Consider the following 6,177-nt stretch of genomic DNA (forward strand, 5'->3'; position numbering starts at 1 on the left):
CGCAAGCTCAAAGAGGCCAAGCTCGCGATCGGCCTGGAGAAGACCTACACGAAAGACGAGATTCTTCTCGCCTACCTGAACATCGCTGGTTTCGGCGGAAACACCTACGGCATTCAGGCCGCGGCTCAGCAGTACTTCGGCGTTCCTGCCTCAGACGTCACGATTGCCCAGGCGGCAAGCCTCATCGCGATCGTGCAGCAGCCGGGCGCGCGCTCGCTCGGGAGCCCCGACAACTATGAGGCCAACCAGGGCCGTCGTGATGTCATTCTCGACTCGATGCTGGCCGAAGGCTTCATCACGGCCGCCGAGCACGCAGAAGCGATCAACATTCCCGTGGACGACGAGTTCGTCAACCTCACTCCGCCCACGAGTGGCTGCTACGCCGCCAACCAGTACGCGAAGTTCTTCTGCGACTACGTGTTGAAGAGTGTGGGCGACTTCGAGTCACTGGGCGCAGATGAAATTGAGCGTGAGGCCGCGTGGAAGCTCGGCGGGTATGACGTCTACACGACGCTCAACCTGTCGTTGCAGCAGGTCACGCAAGATCGTCTCTCACAGGTGGTTCCCTCGAACGACCCGCGACTCGACATCGGTAGCGTGGCGACGTCGATCGAAACAGGCACCGGGCGCGTCATCACGATGGCGCAAAACAAGGTGTTCGACGACCGAAGTGCTGAATTCGGTGGCGGGCAGCCGGGCACGACAGCGGTCAACTACGCGACTGACCGTGATTACGGCGGCTCGAGCGGCTTCCAGGTCGGGTCAACCTACAAGGTGTTCGCTCTCGTGCAGTGGCTCAACGAAGGCCGCGGTCTCAACGAGGTTGTCGATGCGACCGTCCGAGAGCGCAACCTCGCCGCGTTCGTCGACACGTGCGAAGACGGCGGAGGCCCGTACGGTGGCACCTGGAACCCCAAGAACGATGCTCCCGCAGCACCCGCCATGAGCGTTTTCAACGCGACCGTGCAGTCGGTCAACACTGCGTTCGCGTCGGTCGGCGAGCAGCTCGACCAGTGCGCCATTCGGGGCGCAGCGGAGTCGCTCGGTGTTCACCGGGCAGATGGCGGAACCCTGCAGACCAACCCCTCGGCAATTCTTGGAACGAACGAGATCGCACCGCTCACCATGGCGAACGCGTTCGCCACCATCGCGAGCGGTGGCATCTACTGCAAGCCGATCATCGTCGACCGCTTTGTTGACCGCGACGGCAATGACCTCGACGGCCAAGACGTCGAGTGCCAGCGCGCTCTGTCTGCCGAGGTAGCCGCCGCCGCCGCGGCACCGATGCAGGCTGTTATCTCGAGCGGTACCGCCACGGCCTCGCGTGTCGGAGACGGAATTCCGCTGCTGGGCAAGACGGGAACCACCGACAGCTCGAACCAAACCTGGGTTGTCGGCTCGAGCACGCGCGTTGCCACCGCTGTCTGGGTCGGCAACGTCGTCGGCAAGGTTCCGATTCGTAGCTACCCGAGTGGTGGCCAGTTGCGTCACCAGATCTTCCGTGTGGTGCAAGGCGCCATCAACGCCCAATACGGTGGCGGCGCATTCGGAACCCCGCCCGCTCGATTGCTCACGGGCTCGGGAGTCAAGTTGCCCGACGTGACGGGCCAGACGGCAGAGCAGGCGAAGGCCTTGCTCGAAGGGCTCGGCTTCAAGTTCGAGATTGCTGGCAGCGTCGACTCCGACATTCCGATCGACCGAGTTGCCTCGATGTCGTTCCCGGTGGACACGCTTCTCGCTCGAGGAACGACCGTGTCGGTCACGATCAGCCTCGGCAACATGGGGGTTGTGCCCGACGTCACCTCGGTACCGACAAGCCTCGCCGATGCGCTCATAGCGTTCTCTAACGCCGGCTTCGCCGACGTGAGCAGTGTCTGTTATGTGTTGCAACCAGCAGACGATCCTCTGCTCGATGGTTTCGTCATCGAGCAAAGCAAGGCACCAGGAACAAAGTTCTTGTTCGGCCAACCGATGGTTCTCACCGAGGCGAAGCTCAGCTGCTGATGAGCTCTGCCTTGCGCACGGCGGCCGTCGCGACCCTCGGGGTCGCGGCGGCCGTCGCCGTGTACGCCGCAGCATTCGAGCGCCGTGCGTATCGAGTGCGCCGCGAGGTCGTGCCGGTGCTCGCGCCGGGAGCCGAACCCGTTCGAATCTTGCACCTCAGCGATTTGCACCTCGCGCCCTGGCAGCGCGAAAAGATCGCGTGGGTCCGGTCACTCGCGGCACTTGCGCCCGACCTCGTGATCAACACGGGTGACAATCTCGGACACGTGGATGCCCTGCCGGCCCTTGCCGACGCTCTCACGGCGTTCGATGGAGTGCCGGGAGTGTTCGTGCACGGGTCGAACGATTACTTCGCCCCGACCCCGAAGAATCCGCTTCGCTACCTCGCGGGGCCGTCAAAGGGCGATACCGAGACGGCGGTGAAGCTCGACACTGACGCGCTCGAGGCTCTCTTGGGGGACCGGCTCGGGTGGCACACGCTCAACAACGCCGTGGCTCAACTGACGATCAAGGGCTCGATTCTCGAGTTCATGGGCACGAACGATGCGCATCGCGGGTGGGACCGCCTCGACCAGCTTCCAGGCTTGGTGGATGCCCTGCGCGAGCTCGACGACGACGACACCGACGACCCCGCCGTCATGATCGGTGTCACCCACGCGCCCTACCAGCGCGTGCTCAACGCATTCACCACGCAACGCGCCGACGTCATCTTCGCCGGGCACACGCACGGCGGTCAGGTCTGCCTTCCCGGTGGCACCGCCATCATCACCAATTGCGACCTTCCGCGCGACCGCGCGCGAGGCCTTTCGGTGTGGCACCACGCTCACCACGCGTCGTACCTCAACGTCTCAGCGGGCATCGGCACGTCGATCTATGCGCCTGTGCGCTTCGCGTGCCCGCCCGAGGCCGTGCTCGTGACACTCGTCGGTGACGACATCGGCTATTCTTGACGGGTTGCCCTCGTTCGCTCGGGCAGCACCGGGGTATGGCGCAGCTTGGTAGCGCGCGTCGTTCGGGACGACGAGGCCGCAGGTTCAAATCCTGTTACCCCGACAAAAAATGGAGGACAGCCTTTGGCTGTCCTCCATTTTTTTGCCTACGGTCGGTGCAGCGCGAGCGCTCCACCGACGGCGCGCCGAAGAAGAGCGGGTCAGCTGAAGTCGGCGTGCGGGCCGAGCGGGCCGGCAACGAGCGGGTCGACGGCGTCGATGGGCACGGGAGCGCGCCATCCTGAGGCGAGATTGTTGCCCGACTCGTCGAGATAGCAGGCCGCACACAGCGACTCGTAGGTCACATCCACCCCATCGATCGCCACTTGGTCGCCGTCGAAGACGAAAACGCCATCAATCGAGCGGCCGTTGAACACCGCCTTGCGGCCGCAACGGCAAATGGTCTTGAGTTCTTCGAGCGAATGGGCGATCTCCAGCAAGCGACGACTACCCGGAAAAGCGACGGTCTGAAAGTCGGTGCGGATGCCGTAGGCAAGCACCGGCACGTCTTCACGCACGGCGATGCGCAGCAGGTCGTCAACTTGTTGCATGGTCAAGAACTGGGCTTCGTCAACGAGCAAGCACGACACGTCACGCCCGGTCTCGCGGATGACCGCCGCACGATGCGCCTGAAACCGGGTATAGACGTCATCGGCCGCGTCGATCGTGAAGTCGACGGCTCGCGACACTCCGAGTCGCGACACGATGGTTTGGTCACCTTTGGTGTCGATGCGAGGTTTGGCAAGCACGACCGCTTGGTCACGTTCTTCATAGTTGTACGCAGCCTGCAGCAACGAGGTGCTCTTGCCGCTGTTCATCGCACCGTATCGAAAGTAAAGCTTGGCCATTACTGCAAGTGTCCGTCTTCTGCCGCCCGACGAATCAGGTCGGCCTTGGTGCTCGCCGGGCGCCCTGCCCGGGAGTACTTCTCGCGCACTCGCCGCAAATAGGTCTTCGCGGTCTCGTATTGCACGTTCATCTGAGTTGCGACGTCGGCCATGCTGTAGCCGCTCGCGTAGAGGGTAAGAGCTTCACGCTCGCTCGTGGAGAGCTTAGGGCGCGCATGACGGTTCGCGCCTTTCGGCAACGGACGCCAGTCGAGACTCGGTTCTCCTCTCGACTGCATGCCCATGACGCTGCGCGCCGTGGCCATGAGGTCACGCATCGGCGCAACTTTTGACACGAAGGCTGACGCGCCCGCGTCGAACGCTCGCTCTCGCGCTTCGGCGGTGTCAAGGCTCGTGAGCACGATCACCTTGGCGCCCGCGGCACGACACGTGCGCACGCGTGCCTCGATCGACACCGGCTCGTGCAGCTGAAAGTCGAGCAGCACTAGGTCGGTCGGAAACTGATCGCTTTGCACGAGTTCAAACCACGTAGGCGCCATCAACACGAGGTCAAAGTCGGGCGCGTGTGCCGAGATCCACGTGGAGAGGCTGTCGAGCAAGAGCTCGTGGTCATCGAGGATCGCCATGCGCACCCGCGATGAGGCGCGCGCGTCAGTATCCATAGTCAAACTCTATGACGAGCCGCCCGGCGCTCTCATGAACCTGCGAGCGCTGGGTGACGCCCCGAATGAGCTCGGTCATCGAACGCAGGGCGCGGCGGGCATCCGTCATCGGACGCGGCGTCGCGACGCTCCAGACAACGCGCAATCTCCCCTCGGGGGCCGAGAGGTGCACGTCAATCTCCGTCGCCGCGAGCCGCTCGAGGCTGATCGCCGCGAGGGCGCGAAGTACCGTGCGACGCTCAAGCACTGCGTGCCCGCCGAGGTTGTCTGGGTCATCAGCACGCGCGCGGATGTTGAGGTGGGGATGCCTCGCCACGAGCTCGTCAAGCATGAGTTGCGCCCACGATTTCTCGACGTCGGACACCAGGAGTGTGCGGATTCCCGCGGATAGCCGGCGGGCTTCGTCGCGATCGTCCTCCGTCACCGTGCCGGCCGCAGCCATGCGCTGCAGATACGGAACAACCTCACGGTTGAGCAGCGACACACGATCTTGCTGCACCGATCGCGCCAGCGCTTCGCGGTTGTCTCTCGCAGCCGCGGAGGCGGCCTGCCACGCACGTATCTGCCACAACTGCGTGGACTGGTTGAGCGATCGCGCATACGCCGCAGCCGTGAAGCCGAGCACCGCGACGGCCGCTGACCCGACAACGGCGTAGGTCAGGGGAGGAAAGTCCCCTGACGCGTACGGCGCGTGGACCATCCCCACGACGGCACACGTGAGCGAGTGAACGACCGTCCACAGCGCAATCTCCCGTGCCGGGCGATAGGGGGTTATGGCGACAAGGAGAATTCCCGCGACAATCGGGCCCCAGTCATCGCGAATCATGAGGTTGGCGCCCAGGGTCGACACAGCACTCGCGATGAGCATGATCGTCACGAGCACCTGAAACACCTGTGCCGACGGTGATGACCAGACCGGACGATTGGGGTGCGAACGACGAAGCAAAATTCCGACGGCCACGATGAGGGCAACGAACGACACCACAAGCCACACGGGCTGCGCGACCTCCTGAGGCCGCACCGCGGTCACCACCACCGGCACCGACAGAGCGAGCAGGGCGGCCCCCCTCGTGACGCGCCTCGCTGCGGCGGCGGAGAGGGGGTCGAGTCGCTCGAGAGTTGCGTGCGACGACAGAATCGGCGGGTCGAGGTTCATGCCCAGCCTCCCGATTCGCGCGTCACCGGAACCCTCAGCAAGACCGAGGTTCCTTTTCCGGGCTGTGACCACACGGTCGCCGACCCGCCGATGCTCTCGAGACGACCAACAATGCTCGTGCCCACGCCCAAGCGGCCGTCGGTGCGAGAGTCGAGCGCGAACCCCCGGCCGCCATCAATGACCATGGCGGATGCTTCGCTCGTGTTTCCCCCGAGAACAACATCGGCTGAGTCCGTACCGGCGTGGCGGCGCACGTTAGAAACGCACTGGGCGATCGCACGACTCAGCTCATCGAACGACTCGGCATCGAGCGCCGTAACAGCCGTCATGTCTCCCTCGACGTGCACGGCGACCTCGCCCGCTGCCGCGTCGTCGATCATCGCGCGCAAGCGAGCAGCGCGGTCGGCCTCGACTCCTTCTCTGTCGCGACTTTCTCGAGGCTCGTCGTTGTCGCCGGCGGACTCGCCGACATCGAACCACTCGTGCCCGACGATCGACTCGAGGTCATGTCGAATCGA

6 protein-coding genes and 1 tRNA gene are annotated in these 6,177 nt (G+C 64.3%); 3 read left to right on the forward strand and 4 right to left on the reverse strand.

Features of this window, described 5'->3' with window-relative positions:
* The 3 genes from SFU54_RS03675 to SFU54_RS03685 all read left to right on the forward strand — a co-directional run.
* Positions 1–2,004, forward strand: a 2,004-nt coding sequence (locus tag SFU54_RS03675; RefSeq protein ID WP_319014957.1) for a transglycosylase domain-containing protein, incomplete at its 5' end; no start/stop codon positions are given.
* Positions 2,004–2,954 (forward strand): metallophosphoesterase, encoded by a 951-nt coding sequence (locus SFU54_RS03680; protein ID WP_319014958.1) that lies wholly within the window; start codon positions 2,004–2,006, stop codon positions 2,952–2,954. The genes SFU54_RS03675 and SFU54_RS03680, both read left to right, overlap by 1 nt.
* Before the next feature lie 29 nt (positions 2,955–2,983).
* Positions 2,984–3,057, forward strand: a tRNA-Pro gene (locus SFU54_RS03685).
* 97 nt (positions 3,058–3,154) lie between these two features.
* On the opposite strand, the gene SFU54_RS03690 is transcribed toward SFU54_RS03685, so the two are convergent.
* From SFU54_RS03690 to SFU54_RS03705, 4 genes are all read right to left on the reverse strand, one after another.
* Positions 3,155–3,841: a thymidine kinase gene (locus tag SFU54_RS03690; RefSeq protein ID WP_319014959.1), complete on the reverse strand. Its 687-nt coding sequence runs from the start codon at positions 3,839–3,841 to the stop codon at positions 3,155–3,157.
* Complete coding sequence (locus SFU54_RS03695) at positions 3,841–4,503, reverse strand: response regulator transcription factor (RefSeq protein WP_319014960.1); 663 nt, start codon at positions 4,501–4,503, stop codon at positions 3,841–3,843. Before SFU54_RS03695 ends, SFU54_RS03690 begins: the two co-directional genes overlap by 1 nt.
* Complete coding sequence (locus SFU54_RS03700) at positions 4,493–5,659, reverse strand: hypothetical protein (protein WP_319014961.1); 1,167 nt, start codon at positions 5,657–5,659, stop codon at positions 4,493–4,495. The genes SFU54_RS03695 and SFU54_RS03700 overlap by 11 nt, the downstream gene beginning before the upstream one ends.
* The coding region (locus SFU54_RS03705) for a sensor histidine kinase (protein ID WP_413466558.1) at positions 5,656–6,177 on the reverse strand (522 nt) is incomplete at its 5' end. The genes SFU54_RS03700 and SFU54_RS03705, both read right to left, overlap by 4 nt.

Source organism: Microcella sp. (genome assembly GCF_033763155.1).
In the GTDB taxonomy this organism is placed as follows: Bacteria; Actinomycetota; Actinomycetes; order Actinomycetales; family Microbacteriaceae; genus Microcella.

Excerpts from the sequence above, each read along its gene's own strand:
- SFU54_RS03680 (WP_319014958.1), top strand. The coding sequence starts at position 2,004 with ATGAGCTCTGCCTTGCGCACGGCGGCCGTCGCGACCCTCGGGGTCGCG.
- SFU54_RS03690 (WP_319014959.1), bottom strand. The coding sequence starts at position 3,841 with ATGGCCAAGCTTTACTTTCGATACGGTGCGATGAACAGCGGCAAGAGC.
- SFU54_RS03695 (WP_319014960.1), bottom strand. The coding sequence starts at position 4,503 with ATGGATACTGACGCGCGCGCCTCATCGCGGGTGCGCATGGCGATCCTC.
- SFU54_RS03700 (WP_319014961.1), bottom strand. The coding sequence starts at position 5,659 with ATGAACCTCGACCCGCCGATTCTGTCGTCGCACGCAACTCTCGAGCGA.